Genomic DNA, 21,465 nt, shown 5'->3' with positions numbered 1-21,465 from the left:
CCCTGCCCTGGGTTCGTACCGGGGCCGGGGCAGGTTCACGCCGAAGCGCCGGACGGTCAGATCAGCCCTGCCGCGCGGGCCGCGATGACCGCCCGCGCCCGGTTCTGGGCGTCGAGCTTGCGCATGGCGCTGTGCAGGTAGGCCTTGACCGTCCCCACGGTGATCCCCAGCTGCGCCGCGATCTCGGCGTTGGTCGCGCCCACCGCGACGTGCTGCAGCGCCTCGATCTCCCGCGGTGAGAGGGCGGGAGCCTCTCCGTCCGTCCGGCCCGGCGCCGGGCGCGCCCCGGCGAGGCCGTCGTGGATCCGGCTCAGCCGTGTGCGCAGCTCCGGGTCGTCGGTGCTCTCGATCAGCGCGGCGAGCTCCAGCAGCGCACCGGCCCGGCTCTCGGCGTCCGCGACGACCGGGACGGTGGGCGGAGAGTGCTGGTCGAGCAGGGCCGTGGCGTCCCGGGCGATGGTGGCGGCCACGATGCCCGCGTTGCGGACCGCGACGTCGCCGATCGGCCGGTGCTCGCGCATCGCCCCGTACACCACGCCACGGACCGAGCCGTGGACGATGATCGGATAGGCCAGGATCGATGCGAGCCGCTCGTTCTCGACGACGACGTGGTCGTAGTCGTGGGTGATCCCCGGGGTCGAGGCGTAGTCGCTCACCCGGCACGGGATGCGGCGGGCCATCGCGGCGCCGCCGAGGCCGCGCCCGGACAGGACGCTGAGCAGCCGCAGCGAGTCGCCGAAGGTGCCGATCAGCTGGTTGATCGTGAGCTGCAGGCCGTCGCGCACCGTCCGGGTCGTCCCGCCGAAGACGACCGGCAGACCGGTCGTCGAGCTGAGCTCGTGGAGCCGGCGGGGCATGACCCGCTCCAGCGCACGGGCGACCGCGTCGTCGTCCAGCACGAGTGCTCCTCCCTGTCCCGTCGGCGTCCTCGCCGGCCCGGGCGGCCTCGTCGTGCGCAACGAGTCACGACTGGTGGGGTTCTCCCAGAGATCGCCGGGTCCGTCAACCGGATCCGAACACTGACTTCGGTTGGTAGCGGGCGGTGGGCCGGCGCGGCGAGTCTCGGTCCGTCCGCCAGGCCGCGCTCGACGAGGAGCCCGCATGACCCCTCCTCCACGACGTTCGCGGTGGCGTTCTCCGCCCGCCCGGTGACCGCCCCGACGACGGTCCGACCGCCCCACCGACCCCGAGGACGTCCGCCCCATGGGCAACCACGACATCTACCGCGACGCCCGCGACCGGCTCGTCGCGCTGCACGGCGAGCACGAGAAGGCCGTCGCCGACTTCACCTGGCCGCAGTTCGACGGCGCCTTCCAGTGGGCGCACGACTGGTTCGACGTCATCGCCGACGGCGAGACGCGGACCGCGCTGCGCATCGTGGAGGAGGACGGCGCGGAGGGCGCCTGGACCTTCGACGAGCTGCGCCGCCGCTCCAACCAGGTGGCCCGCTGGCTGGCATCGCACGGGGTCGGGCGCGGGGACAGCGTGCTGGTCATGCTGGGCAACCGCGTCGAGCTGTGGGAGTCGATGCTCGCGGTGATGAAGCTCGGCGCGGTGATCATGCCGACGACCACCGCGCTCGGCGCCGTCGACCTGCCGGACCGGCTGGAGCGCGGCCGCGCCCGGTTCGTGATCGCCGACGCGTCCTGCACGGGCAAGTTCGAGGGACTCCTCGACGGGCGCATCGCGATCTCGGTCGGCGGCTCCGCCGAGGGCTGGCTGGACCTCGCCGATTCCCGCGACGTGGACGACGCACCCGTCGAGCACCCGGGCACCACCGCCGACGACCGGCTGCTGCTGTACTTCACCTCCGGCACCACCAGCCGGCCGAAGCTGGTCGAGCACACCCAGGCGTCGTACCCGGTCGGACATCTGTCCACGATGTACTGGCTGGGCATCACCCCGGGCGACGTGCACCTCAACATCAGCTCGCCGGGCTGGGCCAAGCACGCGTGGAGCTGCTTCTTCGCGCCGTGGATCGCCGGGGCGACGATCTTCCTCTACAACTACAGCCGCTTCGACGCGGCGTCGCTGCTCGACCAGATCCGGGACAAGGGCGTCACTACGTTCTGCGCGCCGCCGACGGTGTGGCGGATGCTGATCAAGGCCGACCTGTCCGGCGGGCCCGGCTCGCTGCGCGAGGTCATCGCGGCCGGCGAGCCGCTCAACCCGGAGATCATCGAGCAGGTCCGGGCGCAGTGGGGACTGACCCTGCGCGACGGGTTCGGCCAGACCGAGACGACGGCGTTGGTGGGCAACACGCCCGGCTCCGTCGTGAAGCCGGGGTCGATGGGCCGCCCGTTGCCCGGCGTCCCGGTGGTGCTGGTCGACGAGCTCACCGGCGAGGTCTCCGACACCGAGGGCGAGATCTGCATCGACCTCGCCCGGCGCCCCACCAGCCTGATGGTCGGGTACCTGGACATGCCGGAGAAGACCGCCGACGCCATGGCAGGCGGCTTCTACCACACCGGCGACACCGCGACCCGCGACTCCGACGGCTACCTGTTCTACGTCGGCCGCACCGACGACGTGTTCAAGGCCAGCGACTACAAGATCTCGCCGTTCGAGCTGGAGAGCGTGCTCGTCGAGCACCCGGCGGTGCTGGAGGCGGCCGTGGTGCCGCAGCCCGACCCGGTGCGGCTCGCCGTGCCGAAGGCCTACATCGCGCTCGCCTCCGGCCACGAGCCGACCCGGGAGACCGCGGTCGCGATCTTCGCCCACGCCCGGGACCACCTCGCGCCCTACCTGCGGGTGCGGCGCATCGAGTTCTTCGAGCTGCCGAAGACGATCTCCGGCAAGATCCGCCGTGTGGAGCTGCGGGCCCGCGAGCGCGACGAGGCGGGAGCGGCTGCGGGCGGGGAGTGGCGCTACGAGGACCTCCCGGAGCTGAAGGCCTGACCGGTCGCCGGCCCGGGCGCCCTGCCCGGGCCGGCACCGTGGCAGACCGGGAGGCCGGTCAGGCCCGCCGGTCGTCGTCGTGGTCGTGGTGCCCGGGAGGCGGGGCCTGCCGACCGGCACGCCACCGCCGCACCATCCGCGGGAGCTCGGCGCGCAGGAACGCGAAGAAGTCGGCGGTCTCCCGCAGCCGTGCCCCGGCGGCGGCGTCGGTGGAGGCGTCGGCGCCGTCGGTGAGGATGTCCTCCAGGGTCTGCAGCCGGTGGTCCTGGTGGGCGACGGCCGCCATCCACGCGTCGGGTCGCACCACGTAGGTGATCCGGCGTTCCTCCCGGCGTGCGACGTCGACGAGGCCGAGGCCACGCAGCATCTTCGCGCCGTTGGAGATCGCCGACGCCCCCACGCCGAGTCGCGTGGACAGGTCCGCGGCGGTGAGCGCCCCCTCGGGCGTCGCCATCAGCGTGGCGAAGATCCGCGCGGACATCCGCGGCCAGCCGGAGTTCGTGAGCGCCTCGGTGAACCGTGCGACGAACTCGGGGTCCGTGCTCTCGGCCATGCGGCGTTCCTCCGGTCTCGACGACTGCCAGCTACTTCATGAATTTCATGAATCAGGTGTAGCTTACCGCGCATGGCGGATGTCCTGGAGATGCGGCAGGTCGTGAAGTCCTTCGGTCGGACCCGGGCGCTGGACGGCCTCGACCTGACGGTGCGGCCCGGAGAGGTCCTCGGACTCCTCGGCCCCAACGGAGCGGGCAAGTCGACGACGATCCGGATCCTGCTCGGCATGCTCCGGGCCGACGCCGGCGAGGTGCGGGTCCTGGGTGCGGACCCGTGGACGGGTGCGCCCGCGGTCCGTCGACGTCTCGCGTACGTGCCCGGAGACGTCAGCTTCTGGCCGAACCTCACGGGCGGCGAGGTGATCGACCTCCTCACGCGGATGCACGGCGGCCGGGACCGGCGTCGCCGGGACGAGCTCGTCGAGCGGTTCGCGCTCGATCCGAGCAGGCGGTGCCGCAGCTACTCGAAGGGCAACCGGCAGAAGGTCGGGCTCGTCGCGGCGCTCAGCGTGTCCGCGGACCTGCTGGTCCTCGACGAGCCCACGTCAGGTCTGGACCCGCTGATGGAGGAGGTGTTCACGCGGTGTGTCGTCGAGGCCCGCGCCGAGGGGCAGGCGGTCCTGCTGTCCTCGCACATCCTCTCCGAGGTCGAGCGCCTCTGCGACCGGGTGAGCATCGTGCGGTCCGGCAGGGTCGTCGAGACCGGCACTCTCGCGCAGCTGCGCGGACACGGCGCCACCGTGGTGGTCGCGACGCTGACCAGGCCACCGGTCGGACTGACCGGGCTCCCCGGGGTCCAGGCCGTCGACGTCGACGGGCACCGGGTCGAGCTGACGACGACCCGCCTCGACGAGGTCATGTCGCACCTGGCGGATCTGGGGATCGAGACCCTGAGCGTCACGCCGCCCACACTCGAGGACCTGTTCCTGCACTACTACGCACGCGACCTCGCCGGAGCGACGGCGTGAGCGCGCTGACCGGGACGTCGACGATGGTGGGTCTGGTCGCGAGGCGCGAGCGCCTGCGGGGCACCGCCTGGTTCGTGACATCGGGGCTGCTGCTCGTGCTGGTCGCGGCGGGGGTCGTCGCGACCTACCCGACGGATGTCGCCCGGGCCGCTCTCGCGGCCTCGGTCGACGCCGCCGCCGGGGAGGTGTTCCTCATCGGCCCGGTCGTCGGCAGCAGCGTCGGGGCGGTCGCGTCGTGGCGCACGTCCGGCGTCGCCACGCTGGTGGTCAGCCTGGCGGCGGTCCTGCTCGTGGTGCGCTCCACGCGGGCCACCGAGGAGGACGGCACCGGGGAGCTGCTGGGGGCGGTGCCCGTGGGGCGGGCCGCCTCGGCGGCGGCCGCGCTCGTCGTCGCCGCCGTCGGGGCGCTGCTGGCCGGCACGGTGGCCGCCATCGGCTTCGTCGCCGTCGGCGCGGCGACCGGTGGATCGGCCCTGGTCGGGGCTCAGGTCGTGACCGTCGGGGTGCTCGCCGCGGCCACGGCGGTCCTGGCCGGCCAGGTGATGCGGACCGCGCGGGGAGCGAACGCCGTCGCGCTGGGCTGCGTCGGCGTGTTCTTCCTGCTCCGCGGAGCGGGTGACGTGGCCGGCGGGGCCGCTCGATCGGCCACGCCGTTCGGCTGGATCGCGGCGGTCCGTCCCTTCGTCTCCGACGACGCCGCCGCGCTCGTCCCGGCGCTCGCGCTGGCGGCGGTGCTGGCCGGGACCGGACTGTGGATCGCGGCCGGTCGTGACCTCGGTTCCGGCCTGCTCCCGGACCTGCCGGGACCGGCCCGCGCCGGAGCCGCGCTGCGCGGGCCCCTCACGCTGGCGCTGCGCAACGCCCGCGGCTCCGTCGTGGGGTGGAGCGCGACCGCACTGCTGGTCGGCGTGCTGATCGGCGGGGTGTCCTCGACGGTGGACGGCCAGGCGTCCCTCGGCCTGGGTGGATCGGCGGGGAGTGGCCCGGGGCTGGTGGCGGTCGCCCTGTACCTCTCCCCGCTGTTCGCCGCGATCCTCGGGATCCGCACCACCCTGCGGCTGAGATCGGACGTGACCTCCGGTCGGGCCGAGCTGCTCCTGTCCCGGCCGGTCGCGCGTGCCCGGTGGCTCCTCGCGCACACCGTGGCCGGGACCGTCGCCGCGACCGGGGTGCTCCTGGCGTTCGGGGTCGGCCTCGCCGTGACCCGCGTCGGGAGCGACCCGTGGTCGTCCGCGCTCCTGGCCGTGTCCGGCGTGCTGCGGTCTCCGGCGGCCTGGGTGTTCACGGCACTCGCCACGGTGGCGCTGACCGTGGTTCCGCGGGCCGCCGGCCCCCTGGTCCTCGTCGTCCTCGGGGCCTTCCAAGTGCTGGAGCTCGCCGTCGAGTTCCGCCTCGTGCCGCCTGACGTGCTCGTCGTGTCACCCTTCGCGCTCGTCCCACAGCTCCCCGACGGTCCGGTCCACCTGGCGTCGGGCCTGCTGCTCGTCCTGGTGGCGGCCGCTCTCGTCGCGGCGGGGGTGGCGAACGCCGGTCGTCGCGACGTGGTCTGAGGTGGTGGGCCGACCGGGTGTCGGCGTGGATCACGGCCGGGCCGGCGGGCGTCCCGGCCCGGCCGTGCCGTCACAGGTCCAGCTGCACCTCGGCCCCAGCGGCCCGGGAGACGCACACGCAGAGCCGGTCCCCGGCGGCCCGCTCGTCGTCGGTCAGGTAGCTGTCCCGGTGCTCGACCGCGCCGCCGAGCACCGGGGTCACACACGTCCCGCAGATGCCCTGCTCGCAGGAGGAGGGCACGTCGACCCCCGCGGCCCGGAGGGACTCCAGCAGCGTGTCGGTCTCCGCGACCTCGACGGTCCGCCCGCTGCGCCCGAGCACGGCCTTGAACCGCCGGGCGCCCGCCGGGGCGGTCCCGGTGGCGACGAAGCGCTCGTCGTGCACCGTGCCCGCCGGCCAGCCGTGCACCCGGGCCCGGTCGTGGACCGCGTCGATCAGACCGGCCGGGCCGCAGACGTAGACGTGGTCCCCGGCTCCTGGTGAGGCCAGCACCCGGTCGAGGACGGCGCCGGTGCCGGCCGGGTCCAGCCCCAGGTGGTGGGTGGTGGCGGGGTCGGCGGACAGCTCGTCGAGGAACGGCAGGTGTGCCTCGGAGCGGGCGAAGTGGTGCAGCTCGATGGACTCGCCCGCGGCGCGCAGCGCCCGCAGCATGGCGATCAGCGGGGTGATCCCGATGCCACCCGCGACGAGCACGTGCCGGGTCGCCCCGGCGGCGAGCGGGAAGGTGTTGCGGGGTGCGGAGACGGCGACCGGGTCGCCGGGCCGCAGTGCGTGTACCGCGGCCGAACCGCCGCGGGACGGCTCCTCGCGCTGGACGGCCAGCGTGTAGCGGCCGTCGTGGGAGTCGTCGCACAGCGAGTACTGGCGGACGAGGCCGCCGGCGAGCCGCAGGTCGACGTGGCCGCCCGGCTCGCCCGGGGGCAGCGGGCTCCCGTCGGCGGCGGCGAGGTGCAGCACCCGGATGCCCACCGCGGCCTCGGTGATCCCGGCGACGACGGCCGGGGTCCACCGGGGCCGGGGCGCCGGGCCCCGGTCCTCGGTCCTCGGCGATCAGCCGGTCCATGATCCGCCGCCAGCGGACGACGCCGGAGTCGGTCTCCAGCAGCACCGGCTCCGGCGCGGTGTCCTCGCAGCGGGCGAACGCGGCGATCGTCGCGTGCTGCGCGCGGATCATCGGCTCGTCCTGCTCCTCGAACGCGAACCGGCGCAGGTCGGAGATCTTCAGCCGCATCTGCGGGGTCTCGGTGCCCGGCCGCACGCCCCAGCGCGACGCCGTCGTGAAGTAGTGCGTGGTGCTCGCCGTCTCCGGGGTGAGGATGTGGGTGCCGAGGTAGCCGACGCCCTCGGAACGAGGCCGTCCCGGCGTCGTGACGCCGCCGTCGAGCAGCAGGTGCGACGGCGCGTTCCACCGGAAGTCGGTCCAGGTGTCGACCGGGGCGCCGTCGTCGTGGAACAGCATGTCGAACATGCCGGGGGGAGGCACCGACGCGGACTCCCGCACGACGTTGACCGTGTCGCCGTCCTGCCGCACGGTCGTCGCGGTGTCCAGCATGGCGCTGTTCCCGAGGATCCCGTCGTGCAGGAAGCTGGTGTGGCTGCAGTCGAGCAGGTTATCGACGATCAGGTCGTACGGCACGTCCATGACCAGGTGGTCGCGCCGGGTCGTGGTGTCCTCGGCGTCGAGGGTGCCGAAGTCGGGCAGCAGACCGTGATCGGGCTCCCGGTCACCGGCCCACCACCAGACCGCACCGTGCCGCTCCACCACGGTGTGCGCGGTGACCGCGGCGGCCCGCGGGACCACCCCGGCGCCGTGCGGGTTGCGCACGCACGCACCCGAGGTGTCGAACTCCAGGCCGTGGTAGCCGCAGGTGATCGTCCGGCCGTCGAAACGGCCGCGCGACAACGGCGCGAACCGGTGCGGGCAGCGGTCGTCGAGGGCGACCGGTCGGCCGTCGGCGTCGCGGGTGATCAGCAGCGGCCGTTCGAGCACCGTCCGCGACAGCATCGTGTCCGGGGTCAGCTCGCCCGACCAGGCCACCAGGTACCAGGTGTTGCGCAGGAACTCCACGACGCGTCCGCCCTCTCCGTCGACGACGTTTCTGAACTCACTCGTTCATGAATGTGCGGCGACGGGTGTGCCGGGTCAAGGGGCGCGGCGATCCGGAGGCGATGTGTCCCGGTCCGGATGCGGCGCGTCAGGAGCGGGGGAGGAAACCCGGCAGGACGGCGTCGACGACGTCGGCCGCCCAGGTGTCGTCGAGGTCGCGGCCGGCGAGGTGGTCCGCGTAGAGGTTCCCGACCAGGGTGCTGACCAGCCGTTCGACGTCGACAGTGGGGTCGAGGTCGCCGCGTTCGACCCCGGCCCGGACCACGGCGGCGATGCCCGCCCGGCGGGGCAGCAGCGTGCTCCGCCGGATCGTCGCGAGCAGCTCGCCGGAGACGGGCTCGTCGGCCAGGCAGTTGCCGACGACGGCCATCCCGCCGACGTCGTCGTACTGGCGCCGCATGGCGTCGAGGTGGGCCACGAGATCCTCGCGCAGCACACCGGTCGACGGCGGCACGTGGTCGACCTGCAGATGCTGCAGTGCTGCGGCGAGCAGCTCGGAGCGGCTGCGCCACCGGGTGTAGACGGTCACCTTCGACACCCCGGCCTCGGCGGCCACCCGGTCCATGGTCATCCGGGCCAGGCCCTCGGCGGCCAGCAGCCGGACCGTCGCCTCCAGCACCGCGACGTCCTTGGAGCGGTCCCGTGGGCGTCCCCGCGGTCGGTCGGTCACCGATCCAGAGTAGATCCGACCGGGCCGGCGGACCGGAGCCCGGGTTGCTTATTTCTAATTCGGATTCTAATCTGCGAACGTCCGGCCGTTCCCCGGCCCACGCAACGTCGCGGTGAGGAGTCCCGGTGATGCCCCGTCCCGACGGATCACGGCCGGACAGTCCTCGCCAGGGTGCGGCGTGACGGCGCCCCCGGCCCCGCCGGCGTTCACGGGCTGGCTCGGCGACCGCGTCCCCGGGCTCACCCCGCCGTTGCGGCTCGCCCGCGTCGGCGCGGGTCAGTCCAACATCACCTCGCTGGTCACCGACGCCGACGGGCGGGAGTGGGTCCTGCGCCACCCGCCCGCCGGCGCCCCGGCCGGATCGCACGACGTGCACCGTGAGGCCCGTGTCCTGCGCGCCCTCGTCGGGTCGGGCGTGCCGGTGCCGACGGTGGTCGCCGAGGGAACCGACGCCGGGGGGATCGACGGCCCGTTCTACGTCATGGACCGGGCGCCGGGCGCCCCACTGGTCGACGAGTCCGACGCCTCGGCCTGCACCCCGCGCCGGCGACGGCAGCTGTCGGTCGAGACGGTCGAGGTGCTCGCCCGCCTGCACGCGCTCGACCCGGCCGCCGTCGGTCTGGAGGGACTCGGCCGTCCGACGGGCTTCCTGGAACGCCAGACCGCCCGGACCGTCCGGAACTGGGCGGCGTGGGGGGAGGGCTCCGCGGCGACGCCCGCGTGGGAGGAGTGCCGCCGTCGCATCACCGCCACGGTGCCTCGCCAGCAGCGCACGGTGATCACCCACGGCGACTACCGGCTGTCCAACCTGCTCGTGCGGGACGGCCGGATCACCGCCGTGCTCGACTGGGAGCTCTGCACCCTCGGCGACCCCCTGGCCGACCTGGCGTGGCTGCTCGACGACTGGCGCTCCCCGCAGGAGCCCGCGATCGTCATCCCCCGTCCCACCCGTGCGGGCGGGTTCGCCACCCGCACCGAGATCGTCGACGCCTACGCGGCCCGTACCGGCCTGGACGTCGGCGACCTCGACCACTACTGCGCCTTCACCCACTGGAAGGCCGCGACCCTGCTGCAGGGGGTCCTCGTCCGCCGACGCTCCGGGAGCATGGGCGAGCACGGGGCCCTCGACCTGCGTTCGCTGCAGGACTCCGTCGAGCACCTGCTCGACGGGGCACTGCGCCTGCTGGGCCGCTGAACCGACACCCGAGAAACGGAGAGGACACCGTGCGCCCCGAGGACGACTACACCCACCCGGTTGGGCCCGAGCCCCACTTCAACGAGTCCATGTACGTGCACTTCAACGACCCGGTGGCGCGCCTCGGCGGCTTCCTGCGGATCGCGAACCGGCCCAACGAGGGCCGGGGCGAGGTCACCGTCTGCCTGTTCCTCCCCGACGGCCGCCTCGGCTTCTCCTACGCCCGCCCCGAGGTGACGTCGAACGAGGCGTTCGACAGCGCCGGGATGGCCTTCCGTGTCCGCGAGCCCTTGCGTCACCTGGACGTCTCCTACGCCGGGCCGCTCACGCTCGTCGCCGATCCGGCGGCGATGGACGACCCGCGCACGGCGCTGGGCGGCAGCCCGACGGTCGAGGCCGTCGTCGAGCTGGCGGTGCACGGCATCGCCCCCGTGTTCGACCACAGCTTCGACACCGACGGGGGCTCCTTCGCCCCCAACCACTACGAGCAGCCGCTGTCGGCGCAGGGCCGGATCGTGGTCGACGGGGTCGAGACCGCGGTCGGCGGCCACGGCCTGCGCGACCACTCGTGGGGCCCGCGGTCCTGGCAGGCGCCGTGGTTCTACCGCTGGCTGCACGGCACCACCGACGGGTTCGCGTTCATGGGGGCGTGGTTCGGCAGCCCGAACGGTTCGTCGGTGCACGGCGGCTTCGTCTGGGACGGCGGGACGGTGCACGAGGTCGACGGAATGGAGATCGTCACCGACCGTGACGGCCGGGACGAGCAGACCGGTATCGGCCTGGTCCTGCGCTCCGGCGGGCGGGAGTGGCGCCTGCGCGGCCGCGCGGAGGCGACCGTGCCCCTGCGGAACCGGCGCACCACCGAGGGCGGCGACCCGGCGGTGACCCGGCTCGTGGAGAGCCTGATGACCTGGACCGGTGAGGACGGCCGCACCCTGGGGGGCATGTCGGAGTACCTGGACCAGATGGTCGGGGGCAGGCCGGTCGGTCTGGCGGTCTGACCGGCCACCTGCCGCGGTGCGGCGCCGGACGTGCGGTGCGCAGTGGTCAGGGTCACAGCAGTCGTGGTCACAGCGGCTCTGCGGCATCGGCGTCGAAGGCGTTCCGCAGCCGGCGTACGAACCGTGGGTCAGGGGCGAGCTCCCGGTGCCCGATCCCGGTGATCGGCACGGCGGGCGTCCAGGAGTTCATGAAGACGGCGGACAGACCGCCGAGCTCCGACGGGCGGACCTCCCGCTCGTCCTGCGGGACGTCGGCGAGGTGGAGCTGTCGGCGCACGATCTGCATCGTGGTCCCGACGAGCAGGTCGGCCCGGGGCCAGATCACGGTGTCGCCGTCGGAGAACGCCAGGTTCCAGATGGTGCCCTCGCTGATCCGGCCGGCCCGGTCGAGGAACACGGCGTCGTCGAACCCACGCTGCCGTGCCCGGCGCAGGTGGTGGGTCTTCGCGCCCTCCCCGACGTGCTTGATGTGCGGCAGGAACCGTTCGTGCTCGACGGCGTCGAGCCGGAACGGCCCGTGCGGTCCGTTCGAGGGGGCATCGGTCCGCACGGTCACGTCCAGCGGACGGTCGTCGTCGGCGGGTACGAACTCGCCCTCGGCCGGTCGGATCGTCACCACCATCGACAGGGAACGGGGACCGGCGGCGGCCGCCTGACGCATCCGGTCACGGAGAAGCCCGTCGTCGACCGCGCGGCCGAACAGGTCGTGCGAGGCACGCTGCAGGCGGGCCAGGTGCAGGTCGAGCCCGCGCACTGCGCCGTCGCGGACCTGCATCGCGGTGAAGTGCGCGAACCCCGCGAACGCCAGGTCCGTCGCGTCGTCGGAGGTGGAAGGCCGGCCGTTCCGCCAGAGTCTCGCTGCCATGGACCCGACCGTAGAATCTGACATCCTTGTCAGGTTCAACCCGCGCGACGGAGAGGTGCATCACGTGCGGATCGGGGAGCTGTCCCGTGCGACCGGAGCCAGTCCCCGGTCGCTGCGGTACTACGAGGAGCAGGGACTGCTGCGCCCTCGTCGCGACGACTCCGGGTACGGGCACCGCCGGTACGACGTCGACGCGGTCGACACCGTCCATGCGATCAGAGCCCTTCTCGCCGCGGGAGTGCCGACCGGACTGATCTACGACCTGCTGCCCTGTGCGCAGGGGCCGGGACCGCAGCTGGAGCGGTGCGCCGAGCCGATGGTGCGGGAGCAGCTCGCCCGGGTCGACGCTCAGGTCGCGGCGCTGACCGAGGCCCGCGACCGGCTGCGCGCGGTCCTCGACATGGTCGGATAGCTCATCCCCGGAACCCGCCCGTCGGCCGCAGTACCGCCGCGGCGGCGGTCGCGAGCGTGCCGGCCTCGAACGGGAGGCGCGTCCGGTCGCCCGGCAGAGCGCGTTCGGTCAGCAGGCCGGAGAGCACGGTCAGGAGGAAGCGGGCATGGTGTTCGAGCCCGCCCGGGGCGAGCTGGCCCTCCTCCTGCAGGACGGCCAGCCACTTCTCCATGCGGTGCACGGCGAGCCGCTCGAGGGCCAGGTAGGTGTGGGTGGCGTCCTCGGACGGCGGGGTCGCGATGTAGGCCTCGTGCTGGGCGCGCCAGTGGGCTCGCGCCTGTTCGCCCGTCCCGACCTGCGACACCATCAGTTGCAGGCAGGCCACCAGACGTTCGGCGGGCGTCCGGGTGGTGTCCTGCATCGGGTCCTCGGGCAGGTCGATGTCGTGGATCCCGGCGACCACGGTGTCGATCAGCTCGCGCTGGGTCGGGAAGAAGTGCCGCAGCGACCCGGTGCTGACCCCGGCCCGGTCGGCGACCGCCCGCACGCTCAACCTGGCCGTCGGGTCCTCGCCGAGCATGGTCGCCGCTGCGATGAGGATCTTGTCCCGCGTGCTCCGGGCCATCGGCCTCCTCGCTCCGTCCGGTGGTCGTCGACGCCTGTCTATCACACTGTGCTAGCTGCGATCGCGACTAGTACAGCGTGATAGTCGCGAACGACGGCGATGCAGGAGCTCCCAGCGGGAGCTCCTGGCCCCTCGGCCGGATGTGTCGATCGCGTACCGGACGACGAGGAGTAGACGGATGACCACCCCCGACCGACCCTGGCTGCTCCAGGACGACCGGCCCGCACCGACTCCCGGTGTGCCGGCCGGGGTCGAGTACCACCGCGTCCACGCGGGCGAGAGACGACGCGTCCTGCGCGGGCTCGTCGCGATCGGGCTGCTCGTGGCCGGGTTCGTCGGGTTCGCGGTCCTGTTCCGGAGCCTGTCGGAGATCGTCGACGCGGCGCTGTTCGACCGCTCCGGACCGTCCACCCCGCTGCGCCAGGCCGCCGGTGCACTGGCGCTGGCGTTGTTGGTCCCGTACAGCATGCTGATCGAGCGCGTCCTCTACGGCGTCCCGGCCCGGTCGCTGCACTCGGTGGCGGGGCGGTTCCGGTTCGGGGTCCTCGGTCGCGCACTGCTGGTGTTCGGTCCGCCGCTGCTGCTCGTGATCGCGCTCGGGATGCCGGCCTCGGTGGACTCCGCGCCGTGGACGACCGCCGATCTGGTCTGGTACTTCGTCATCGGGATGCTGCTGACCCCGCTCGGTGCGGCGGGGGAGGAGTACGGGTTCCGCGGGCTGATGTTCCGGGTGCTCGGGGGCTGGACCGGCGGGGCCCGCTCCGGTGCGGCCCTCGGCATCGTCGTGACCACCGTCCTGTTCTCGCTCGCGCACGGAACGCTCGACCCGTTCTTGTTCGGCTCCTACCTCGTGCTGTTCTCCACGATGGCGATCGTGACCTGGCGGACGGGTGGGCTCGAGGTCGCCGTCGTGCTGCACGGGGTCTACAACGTGACCTTCCTCGTCCTCGGCACGACCTTGCCCCTCGACGTCGGGGCGGAGCTCGCGAGCCGGGCGGAGGCGGTCGGCTCATGGGCGAACCTGGTCCCCAGCGCCATGCTGGCCGTCATCACGGCGGTCGTCTGGTGGACGACCCGCAGGGACGGACCCGCGCGGACGCCGGTGACCGGGTGGCCGGCGCGTGGTTCCCGCGCGGTCGAACCGCCCGGAACCCCGTCGGCGGCCACGACCGGGACGGAGCAGCGGTGAGCCCGAGTTGGAACGAACGCCGGCTGACCAGGCGGGCGAAGCCGGGCGACGGCAGACCGCTGAAGCCGTTCCGCTGGTGGCAGATGGTGCGACGCTCGGTGCTGTCGACCACCCTGCCCGCCGACGGCCGGCCGGTCGTGCACACCGTCGAGGTCAAGCACGGCGGGGACGCCCACGACGGTGTGGTCCGTGCGCGGCTCTACCTCGACGGCCGTCTCCGGCTGGAGTCCGCGCTCCCGGCGCGCTTTCCCGTCGCGGGCGGTCACATCGAGGTCCGACGGAGCGAGGCGGGGATGCGTCGCTGCCACTTCGTCGGCGACGACGGCACCGTGCAGCGCCTCGTACCCGACCCCCGATCCGCCGAGGGGCGCCGCATGCGCTTCGCGCGGGAACGCCCCGCCGCGAGCGCGCTCATCGGAGCCGTGTCCGTCCTGATGCTGCTCATCGGCGTCGGTCTGAACCTGCTGCAGATCGCGGAGCCGATCTCCCGGATCCCACCGATCGCCGCGACCGTCGGCACCTTCGTGTCCCCGGTGCAGCTGCCGCTGTGGCTCAACCTCACCCTCGGCCTCGGCGCGGCCGTCGGCGCCGTCGAACGCGCGATGCGCATGCGTTACCACTGGCTCCTCGACAGCGGCGCCGGCACCTGAGGGCTCACGTGGACGGGGCCGTGGCCCGCACCGCCGGAACAACGACACGACGGCCCTCGGGAACAGGAGGAGTCCCGAGGGCCGTCGCCACTGCCGCGGCCTGGTGGCCGCTGCGTCGTGGCTCAGTCGACGCTGTCGCCGGCGCCGCCGGCCTGCGCGCAGGTGTCGGACTGGTCGGTGACCGAGTCGCCGGACTTGGCCTTGGCCTCGCCCAGGATGCCCAGGGCGCCGGTGAGGCCGTTGGCCGCGCCGAGGTCCTCGACCGGGACCTGCACGCCCAGCACGTTGACCGGGATGTTGTTGTTGCAGACCTGGATCGGGACGTCGGCGTTGTTGCCGTTCAGGCCCGCGATCAGGCCCTTGGCGTCCTTGTCGATGCCGTCGCCGTGGTGGTGGCCCTCGGCAGCGAACGCCATCGGGGAGATGGCCATCAGGCCCGCCGCGGACGCGGCGACGATGAGCCCAGCCTTCTTCAGCACGTGTTCTCCTGGTGGGTTCGGGCCGCGCCGCCTGTCGTGAGGTCGACGCAACCTGTCCGTGCCGGCACTCGGAAGGGTGGGAGCCCGTACCGGCTACCAGTGAGAATGCGGCACCACGAGGCTTATTCAGGCCCCGTGAAATAACGATCTAGCCCGGCGTGTCGGGTTGGGCGACAGCCCGTCCATCGCGAATATTGGTTTGCCGAATCAATCCGAGATGAACGGGCTGCCGCAGTATGTACTATACCACTGGTTTCCGGCGTGATGAAATTCAGGATCTTGTCGCTATAGTGTATGAGCAGGATCAGCGGGACGCGACGGAGGCACGTTTGTCTTGGCCGCCGGTTCTGGGGTTGTTCTGGTCGGTGGTGATCACGTTGGCGTATCTGCGCGGGAATCGTGTGCAGTGGGAGTTGGCGGAAACCTATGGGGTGTCGCAGTCGACGGTTAGTCGAGCGATCACGGGGGTGACACCGTTGCTGGCACAGGCGCTGCGGAGTGTCGTTCCGACGGCAGAGGAGCTTCGTGCCGATCGGCAGTACATCATCGATGGAACCTTGCTGCCCTGCTGGTCATGGGCCGCGGTGCCGGGTCTGTGGTCGGGCAAGCATCGCACCACCGGCGTCGTCGTCCAGGTCGCAGCCACCCTGGAAGGGCAGCTGTCGTGGATCTCCGACCCGACCCCAGGCTCCCGACACGACCTATATTGCCTCGACCAATCCGGCGCCCTCGACCACCTCGCCACATACCCCCCGATCGGCGATAAAGGATACATCGGGCGCGGCATGCTCACCCCGTTCAAAAAACCACCCGGCCGGGAACTTCTCGACTGGCAAAAAACATTCAACAAGAGCCTCAACCACACACGCGCCACCATCGAACGAGTCATCGCCCATATCAAAACGTGGAAAGTTCTCCACACAGACTACCGGCGGCCCTACGCCACATTTAAAACGACAATCTCGGCAGTCATCGGACTCATCTTCTACACACTTACCTGACGGAGCCTGAATAAGCCTCCACGGAAGGTCATCTCAATTCCTGTCACACCATTGTGTGCCGGAACTACGGGGCGTGTGGATACTCGCCAAAACGGCGGAAGAACCGCGATTCGAAACCGGCGACGATGCGCGGCGGCGGTGACGCTGTGCGGCCGCGGACACTCGGAGGCTTATTCAGGCTCCGTCAGGTAAGTGTGTAGAAGATGAGTCCGATGACTGCCGAGATTGTCGTTTTAAATGTGGCGTAGGGCCGCCGGTAGTCTGTGTGGAGAACTTTCCACGTTTTGATATGGGCGATGACTCGTTCGATGGTGGCGCGTGTGCGGTTGAGGCTCTTGTTGAATGTTTTTTGCCAGTCGAGAAGTTCCCGGCCGGGTGGTTTTTTGAACGGGGTGAGCATGCCGCGCCCGATGTATCCTTTATCGCCGATCGGGGGGTATGTGGCGAGGTGGTCGAGGGCGCCGGATTGGTCGAGGCAATATAGGTCGTGTCGGGAGCCTGGGGTCGGGTCGGAGATCCACGACAGCTGCCCTTCCAGGGTGGCTGCGACCTGGACGACGACGCCGGTGGTGCGATGCTTGCCCGACCACAGACCCGGCACCGCGGCCCATGACCAGCAGGGCAGCAAGGTTCCATCGATGATGTACTGCCGATCGGCACGAAGCTCCTCCGCCGTCGGAACGACACTCCGCAGCGCCTGTGCCAGCAACGGTGTCACCCCCGCGATCGCTCGACTAACCGTCGACTGCGACACCCCATAGGTTTCCGCCAACTCCCACTGCACACGATTCCCGCGCAGATACGCCAACGTGATCACCACCGACCAGAACAACCCCAGAACCGGCGGCCAAGACAAACGTGCCTCCGTCGCGTCCCGCTGATCCTGCTCATACACTATAGCGACAAGATCCTGAATTTCATCACGCCGGAAACCAGTGGTATAGTACATACTGCGGCAGCCCGTTCATCTCGGATTGATTCGGCAAACCAATATTCGCGATGGACGGGCTGTCGCCCAACCCGACACGCCGGGCTAGATCGTTATTTCACGGGGCCTGAATAAGCCTCTCGGCTGGGACGCTGATTGCAGACGCAATGGTGCCTGCGTGCTCGGTGGCGTGAAATCTCGCCGAGAACTGCTACTGACGGTGTTGTAGCCGTATTGCCATATCGGCGGCTATCAGGCGCTCCTCGGCCCGCTGGTAGGTCGCGTCGAACAGGGCCTGTCGCAGGTGGCCGGGCAGGGTATCGGGAATGCGTGGTGGCCGGTGGAGCCGGTCCATGGCGGATTCCATGGTGTCGCCGGGGTACTCGCGACGCCCGGTGTGGGCTTCGAGCAGGACCAGGGCCAGGGCGTAGACGTCGACGGCGGGTGTGACGGCCTCGCCGGTGCCCTGTTCGGGCGCGAGGTAGCTCGCGGCGCCGAGGAGCGTGTTGAGCTGGGTCAGTGCGGTGTAGCCCATGACGCGGGCGCTGCCGAAGTCTGCCAGGCGTGCCCGCCCGGTGCGGGAGCAGAGGAAGATGTTGGCGGGCTTGATGTTGCGGTGTACGACGCCGCGGGCGTGCAGGTGCGCCAGCCCCGACGCGATGTCGACCCCGACCTGTGCCGTCTCCTGCACGGTGAGGGGGCCCTGGGCGAGTCGCGCGGCCAGGGTCCGGCCCTCGACGAGCTCGGAGACCAGGTAGGGGCGGCCGGTGTCGACGCCTCCGTCCAGCAGCCGCACGAGGCTCGGATGGGACAGGTGCTGCATGGCGCGCAGCTCGCGGCGTTGCCGGTTCAACCCGGTGACGTCGCACCTGTCGAGGAGCAGTTTGACCGCGACGGCCCGATTCCCCGGTGGGTCCCAGGCTCGATAGACCGTCGCGGTGGACCCGCTACCGATGTGGGTCGCGAGGATGTAGCGCCCGGCGACCACATCGGTCGCCGGGACCGGTGACTCCGTCACTGCCATGGCACACTGTGCAGGCGACGTGCCCCGCAGTGTCCAGACCCTCGGCAGAAGTTCACGCTAGCGAGCGGAGAACTGCGCCCCGGATTCCAGCGCCGCGGTGCCGGTCTCGGTCACGGTGATCACATGAGTGGTGTCGCATTCGCTGCAGCTCGGTGGTTCGAGAGCGGGGCGGTCCTTTTCCCCGGCTCGGCGGAATGGATCGGGACGTCGACATGGCGAACGACGGCGGGTTCGGCCGCAGGCGGGCTCGACGGGCCAACGCTCCGGCCGGACCGGCTCGGGTCAGACGCGGTGGGCGGTGATGGCGTCGGTGTAGAGCTGCTGGGCGGTCGAGGCCGCGGTGGGGTCGTCGTCGGCGAGGAGCGCGACGAGGATGTCGACGACGGCGAGGTGGACGAGGCGGCTGGCCGTCGCTTCCAGGCCGTGTCGTTCGGGGGCACCGGCGACGACCGCGTGGCGGCAGAGCTCCGTGAACGGGGAACGCAGGTAGCTGGTGACCCCGATGGTGACGGCCCCGCTCTCGGTGGCAGCGCGCAGCGCGGTGAGGGTCTCCTGGGTCTGACCGGTGTGGCTGATCGCGAGACAGCATCCCCGGGGGCCCAGTGTGCGGGCGGCGAGGTGCTGCTGGTGCGGGTCGGTCAGTACTTCCGTGCGCACGCCGAGCATGCGTAGCCGGTATCCGGCATCGGCCGCGATCGGCGCGGACGTGCCCACCCCGGCGACGAGGACCCGCTCGGCCCGGCGCAGCAGGCGGACGATCTCGGCCAGCACGGCGTAGTCGAGGGAGCCGGGCAGCTGCTCGAGCCCTGCGGTCGCCGCGGCGAGGACGGCGCGCACCGTGTCGGTCGGGGTGCCGGGGGCCCGCACGCCTGCGTCGGCACTCGATGCGGTCTCGGCCGCCAGGCGGAGCTTCAGGTCGTGGAAGCCCTTCAGGCCGAGGTTGTCCTGGCAGAACCGCACGACACTCCCGACGGAGGTGTCGGTGCGGTCGGCCAGCTCGCTCACGGTCAGCCCCACGATCTCGGCCGGAGCGGCGAGCACGGCGTCACCGATCCGGGCTCCGGTCGGCGACAGGCTCGGCCGCAGCGCGCGGATGCGGGCCGTGACCGTGCCCACCAGGGCGAGTGCCGGACGCGCGTCGGTGTCCGGGGCGACGGGGGGAGGAACCGGTCGGGCCATGACTCGACCCTATGCGGACCGTCGCCCGACTTCCGCGGGTTCCACTGAAACCGGTGGGAAGTTCCATCCATCGTTCACCTCCGCTGAGGACGGAGTTTCATCGCGGTCCCTAGCTTCGGAGGGCGTGATGACGAGCCGCACGGACCGTGTTCTGACCACCCACACGGGCAGCCTGCCGCGTCCGCCCGAACTGGCCGAGCTGATGGTGGCGCGCGAGACCGGCGTCGCGGACGAGGAGGCGCTGACCCGGCTCCCGCAGATGGTGCGCGAGGCGACCCGACTGGTGCTCCAGCGCCAGGGGGAGACCGGGATCGACGTCGGCAGCGACGGTGAGCAGGGCAAGATCGGCTACGCGACGTACGTGAAGGAGCGGATGTCGGGCTTCGACGGCGAGGCCGGCGCGCTGTCGCTGGCCGACCTCGAGGACTACCCGGAGATCACCGCCCAGGCTCTCGACGGGCTGGTGACCGCGACGCCGTCGTGCACGGGGCCGGTGCGCTACACGGGGGTCGAGGACCTTGCGCAGGAGATGAAGGAGCTGCGTGCCGCGGTCGACGCCGCCGGGGACGCGGCGCCGGCCGAGGTCGTGGTGACCGCGGCGTCTCCGGGGGTCATCGCGATCTATCTGGCCGACCAGTACTACGGCTCGCACGAGGCCTACCTCGGTGCCCTGGCCGACGCGATGCGCACCGAGTACGAGGCGATCGTCGCCGCCGGGTTCGTGCTGCAGATCGACTGCCCGGACCTGGCGATGGGACGCCACGCCCAGTACGCCGACGCCACGATCGCGGAGTTCCGCCGCGCCATCGCCGGGCATGTCGAGGCTCTCAACGCCGCCACCGCGGGCATCGACCCGGACCGGATGCGGATGCACCTGTGCTGGGGCAACTACGAGTCCCCGCACCACCGCGACGTCGATCTCGCTGACATCGTCGACGTCGTGATGACCGGCCGGCCCCGTGGGGTGCTGATGGAGGCGGCGAACCCCCGTCACGCCCACGAGTGGCGGGTGTTCGAGGACTTCACGCTGCCCGAGGACAAGATCCTGGTGCCGGGCGTGATCGACACGTGCACCAACTACGTCGAGCACCCGGAGCTGGTCGCCGAGCGCATCGTGCGCTATGCCGACACCGTCGGGGTCGAGCGGGTCATCGCCGGCACCGACTGCGGCTTCTCCACCTTCGCCTCGTTCCTGCCCGTCCACCCGAGGATCGCCTGGGCCAAGCTCGCCTCCCTGACCGAGGGAGCCCGTCTGGCGACCGACGCCCTCCGGTCGCGCGGCCGAGTCCGCGCTGCGGGGGTGGGCGCATGAGCGCCACCGACGGGCACCGCCGGCCCGCACGCGCGCAGCGTGTCCTCTGCGTCGGTGACGTCGTGGGGGAGGAGGCGGCCCGCTGGCTGGCCGGGCGGGTACCGCAGCTGCGCGCGGACCACGGGCTGGACTGGGTCGTGGTGAACGCCGAGAACTGCGCGGTCACCGGGCCGAACCCGATGGACGGGTTCGGCATGACCGTCGAGGTCGTCGACGAGCTCCTCGACGCCGGCGTGGACGCGATCACCGGCGGGAACCACTCCTGGGACGGGCCGGACGTGGACAAGATCCTCGCCTACCCCCAGGTCGTGCGGCCCCTCAACCTCGAGGAGGACCGCGGCCAGGGCCTGCTCACCCTCACCGGTCGCGACACGACGCTGACGGTGATCAACCTGCTGTCGCCGACGGCGGAGCTGCCCGGCATGGCCGCCCCGATGCCGCGTCCGCTGTGGCCGTCCTGGCAGGACATCGTGGCCTCCCACGACCTGCCCGGCGCGGTGGTGATCGACCTGCACGGCGAGTCCCCGTGGGAGAAGGCGTCGTTCGCCGCCGCCATCGACGGCCAGGTCGCCGGCGTGCTCGGCACCCACACCCACGATCCGACCCTGCGCGGCCACATCCTGCCCGCCGGCACCGGCTACGTCACCGAACTCGGCATGACCGGACGTCTGGGACACACCGGCGGTGGATTCGACCCGATGCACTTCGTCGCGAAGCTGCGCGGTGAGGACCACACGGCACTGCCCGCGTACACCCTCGCCGAGGGGCCCCTGGCCCTGGGAGCGGTCGTGCTCGACATCGACCCCACCGGCGCGACCACGGCGATCACCCGCATCAGCTGAGCCCGCAGGCCGGAGCCGGAGCGCCTCGGGGCGGGA

At 71.8% G+C, this 21,465-nt stretch carries 21 protein-coding genes and 1 pseudogene; 11 read left to right on the top strand and 11 right to left on the bottom strand.

Features of this window, described 5'->3' with window-relative positions; translation table 11 throughout:
• Nucleotides 1-56 precede the first annotated feature (56 nt).
• Nucleotides 57-899, bottom strand: a complete 843-nt coding sequence (locus tag KPL59_RS14430) for a helix-turn-helix transcriptional regulator (RefSeq protein WP_226361096.1) — start codon at nucleotides 897-899, stop codon at nucleotides 57-59.
• 304 nt (nucleotides 900-1,203) lie between these two features.
• Here KPL59_RS14430 and KPL59_RS14425 point away from each other — a divergent pair, with 304 nt between their 5' ends.
• Nucleotides 1,204-2,898 carry an AMP-binding protein gene (locus KPL59_RS14425; RefSeq protein WP_226352907.1) on the top strand — a complete coding sequence of 565 codons (1,695 nt, stop codon included), beginning with the start codon at nucleotides 1,204-1,206 and terminating at the stop codon, nucleotides 2,896-2,898.
• 58 nt (nucleotides 2,899-2,956) lie between these two features.
• On the opposite strand, the gene KPL59_RS14420 is transcribed toward KPL59_RS14425, so the two are convergent.
• Complete coding sequence (locus KPL59_RS14420) at nucleotides 2,957-3,451, bottom strand: GbsR/MarR family transcriptional regulator (protein ID WP_226352906.1); 495 nt, start codon at nucleotides 3,449-3,451, stop codon at nucleotides 2,957-2,959.
• A 72-nt stretch (nucleotides 3,452-3,523) separates the two neighbouring features.
• Between KPL59_RS14420 and KPL59_RS14415 the strand changes: the two genes are divergently transcribed.
• Both KPL59_RS14415 and KPL59_RS14410 read left to right on the top strand, forming a co-directional pair.
• Nucleotides 3,524-4,420: an ABC transporter ATP-binding protein gene (locus KPL59_RS14415; protein ID WP_226361095.1), complete on the top strand. Its 897-nt coding sequence runs from the start codon at nucleotides 3,524-3,526 to the stop codon at nucleotides 4,418-4,420.
• Entirely contained in the window at nucleotides 4,417-5,970 is a 1,554-nt protein-coding gene (locus KPL59_RS14410) for an ABC transporter permease (protein ID WP_226352904.1), read from the top strand. Before KPL59_RS14415 ends, KPL59_RS14410 begins: the two co-directional genes overlap by 4 nt.
• A 70-nt stretch (nucleotides 5,971-6,040) precedes the next feature.
• Here the strand turns inward: KPL59_RS14410 and KPL59_RS14405 are convergent, their stop codons facing one another.
• From KPL59_RS14405 to KPL59_RS14395, 3 genes and pseudogenes are all read right to left on the bottom strand, one after another.
• Entirely contained in the window at nucleotides 6,041-6,940 is a 900-nt protein-coding gene (locus KPL59_RS14405; RefSeq protein ID WP_226361094.1) for a PDR/VanB family oxidoreductase, read from the bottom strand.
• Between the two features lie 133 nt (nucleotides 6,941-7,073).
• Nucleotides 7,074-7,976: pseudogene (locus KPL59_RS37705) on the bottom strand (Rieske 2Fe-2S domain-containing protein); the annotation flags it as partial.
• 190 nt (nucleotides 7,977-8,166) lie between these two features.
• Nucleotides 8,167-8,748 carry a TetR/AcrR family transcriptional regulator gene (locus KPL59_RS14395; RefSeq protein WP_226352902.1) on the bottom strand — a complete coding sequence of 194 codons (582 nt, stop codon included), beginning with the start codon at nucleotides 8,746-8,748 and terminating at the stop codon, nucleotides 8,167-8,169.
• 178 nt (nucleotides 8,749-8,926) lie between these two features.
• Here KPL59_RS14395 and KPL59_RS14390 point away from each other — a divergent pair, with 178 nt between their 5' ends.
• Together KPL59_RS14390 and KPL59_RS14385 are read left to right on the top strand one after the other, a co-directional pair.
• Entirely contained in the window at nucleotides 8,927-9,943 is a 1,017-nt protein-coding gene (locus KPL59_RS14390; RefSeq protein WP_226361093.1) for a phosphotransferase family protein, read from the top strand.
• 29 nt (nucleotides 9,944-9,972) lie between these two features.
• Nucleotides 9,973-10,944 (top strand): hypothetical protein, encoded by a 972-nt coding sequence (locus KPL59_RS14385; protein WP_226361092.1) that lies wholly within the window; start codon nucleotides 9,973-9,975, stop codon nucleotides 10,942-10,944.
• Between the two features lie 67 nt (nucleotides 10,945-11,011).
• Here KPL59_RS14385 and KPL59_RS14380 read toward each other — a convergent pair whose 3' ends face one another.
• Nucleotides 11,012-11,809, bottom strand: coding sequence for an aminotransferase class IV (locus tag KPL59_RS14380; RefSeq protein ID WP_226361091.1), 798 nt, complete (start codon nucleotides 11,807-11,809; stop codon nucleotides 11,012-11,014).
• Between the two features lie 64 nt (nucleotides 11,810-11,873).
• Here KPL59_RS14380 and KPL59_RS14375 point away from each other — a divergent pair, with 64 nt between their 5' ends.
• Nucleotides 11,874-12,221 (top strand): MerR family transcriptional regulator, encoded by a 348-nt coding sequence (locus KPL59_RS14375; RefSeq protein WP_226361090.1) that lies wholly within the window; start codon nucleotides 11,874-11,876, stop codon nucleotides 12,219-12,221.
• 1 nt (nucleotide 12,222) lies between these two features.
• Here KPL59_RS14375 and KPL59_RS14370 read toward each other — a convergent pair whose 3' ends face one another.
• Complete coding sequence (locus KPL59_RS14370) at nucleotides 12,223-12,825, bottom strand: TetR/AcrR family transcriptional regulator (protein ID WP_226361089.1); 603 nt, start codon at nucleotides 12,823-12,825, stop codon at nucleotides 12,223-12,225.
• Between the two features lie 178 nt (nucleotides 12,826-13,003).
• Here KPL59_RS14370 and KPL59_RS14365 point away from each other — a divergent pair, with 178 nt between their 5' ends.
• Together KPL59_RS14365 and KPL59_RS14360 are read left to right on the top strand one after the other, a co-directional pair.
• Nucleotides 13,004-14,014: a CPBP family intramembrane glutamic endopeptidase gene (locus KPL59_RS14365; protein ID WP_226361088.1), complete on the top strand. Its 1,011-nt coding sequence runs from the start codon at nucleotides 13,004-13,006 to the stop codon at nucleotides 14,012-14,014.
• Complete coding sequence (locus tag KPL59_RS14360) at nucleotides 14,011-14,664, top strand: hypothetical protein (RefSeq protein ID WP_226352895.1); 654 nt, start codon at nucleotides 14,011-14,013, stop codon at nucleotides 14,662-14,664. Before KPL59_RS14365 ends, KPL59_RS14360 begins: the two co-directional genes overlap by 4 nt.
• Before the next feature lie 122 nt (nucleotides 14,665-14,786).
• Here KPL59_RS14360 and KPL59_RS14355 read toward each other — a convergent pair whose 3' ends face one another.
• On the bottom strand, nucleotides 14,787-15,143 hold the full coding sequence (locus tag KPL59_RS14355) for a hypothetical protein (protein WP_226361087.1): 357 nt from the start codon (nucleotides 15,141-15,143) through the stop codon (nucleotides 14,787-14,789).
• Nucleotides 15,144-15,379: 236 nt separating this feature from the next.
• Here KPL59_RS14355 and KPL59_RS14350 point away from each other — a divergent pair, with 236 nt between their 5' ends.
• Complete coding sequence (locus KPL59_RS14350; RefSeq protein ID WP_226359944.1) at nucleotides 15,380-16,144, top strand: transposase; 765 nt, start codon at nucleotides 15,380-15,382, stop codon at nucleotides 16,142-16,144.
• Between the two features lie 184 nt (nucleotides 16,145-16,328).
• On the opposite strand, the gene KPL59_RS14345 is transcribed toward KPL59_RS14350, so the two are convergent.
• The 3 genes from KPL59_RS14345 to KPL59_RS14335 form a co-directional block, all read right to left on the bottom strand.
• Nucleotides 16,329-17,093, bottom strand: a complete 765-nt coding sequence (locus KPL59_RS14345; RefSeq protein WP_226361086.1) for a transposase — start codon at nucleotides 17,091-17,093, stop codon at nucleotides 16,329-16,331.
• 190 nt (nucleotides 17,094-17,283) lie between these two features.
• Complete coding sequence (locus tag KPL59_RS14340; RefSeq protein WP_226361085.1) at nucleotides 17,284-18,096, bottom strand: serine/threonine-protein kinase; 813 nt, start codon at nucleotides 18,094-18,096, stop codon at nucleotides 17,284-17,286.
• A 282-nt stretch (nucleotides 18,097-18,378) separates the two neighbouring features.
• Nucleotides 18,379-19,275, bottom strand: coding sequence for a MurR/RpiR family transcriptional regulator (locus KPL59_RS14335; RefSeq protein ID WP_226361084.1), 897 nt, complete (start codon nucleotides 19,273-19,275; stop codon nucleotides 18,379-18,381).
• Between the two features lie 127 nt (nucleotides 19,276-19,402).
• Between KPL59_RS14335 and KPL59_RS14330 the strand changes: the two genes are divergently transcribed.
• Nucleotides 19,403-20,587: a cobalamin-independent methionine synthase II family protein gene (locus tag KPL59_RS14330; protein ID WP_226361083.1), complete on the top strand. Its 1,185-nt coding sequence runs from the start codon at nucleotides 19,403-19,405 to the stop codon at nucleotides 20,585-20,587.
• Nucleotides 20,584-21,429 (top strand): YmdB family metallophosphoesterase, encoded by an 846-nt coding sequence (locus tag KPL59_RS14325; RefSeq protein ID WP_226361082.1) that lies wholly within the window; start codon nucleotides 20,584-20,586, stop codon nucleotides 21,427-21,429. The genes KPL59_RS14330 and KPL59_RS14325 overlap by 4 nt, the downstream gene beginning before the upstream one ends.
• The last annotated feature ends 36 nt before the right edge of the window (nucleotides 21,430-21,465 follow it).

The organism is Pseudonocardia sp. ICBG1142, assembly GCF_020496255.1.
Classification (GTDB): Bacteria; Actinomycetota; Actinomycetes; order Mycobacteriales; family Pseudonocardiaceae; genus Pseudonocardia.
Note: the sequence above shows the minus strand (reverse complement) of the source record. Positions and strands in the feature narration are given on the sequence as shown.